Origin of the sequence: Chimaeribacter californicus, assembly GCF_002858675.1 — a bacterium.
Lineage (GTDB): Bacteria > Pseudomonadota > Gammaproteobacteria > Enterobacterales > Enterobacteriaceae > Chimaeribacter > Chimaeribacter californicus.
Window position 1 is genome coordinate 1 of sequence record NZ_PJZF01000119.1, and the last position, 368, is coordinate 368.

General features: G+C 60.3%; 1 pseudogene. It reads right to left on the minus strand.

The window, feature by feature from the left end:
- Nucleotides 1–368, minus strand: a pseudogene (locus CYR55_RS23190) (cation-transporting P-type ATPase); the annotation flags it as partial.

A 368-nucleotide genomic window follows, 5' to 3' on the forward strand; every position in this document is an offset into this window, starting at 1 on the left:
GTTTTGTCAGAACAGACCACTGTCATTGCCCCCAGCGTCTCTACCGTGGGTAACTTGCGGATAATGGCATGGTTGCGTGCCATCGCCTGTACGCCGAGCGACAGGATAATCGAGATGATCGCCGGTAACCCTTCCGGCACCGACGCCATGGCCAGGCTGATCAGCGCCAGCAGCAGCTCGCCCAGCGGCATATCCCGCAGGATAAAGGCAAAGAGAAACAGGAAGGCCATCATCAGCAGGATAAGCCCCAGAATGCCTTTGCCGAGGCGATCCATCTGTTGCAGCAGGGGCGTGCGCTGGGCTTTCGCCTCACCCATCATCTGGTTGATCCGGCCGAGTTCGGTGGCCTGCCCGGTGGCCACCACCAC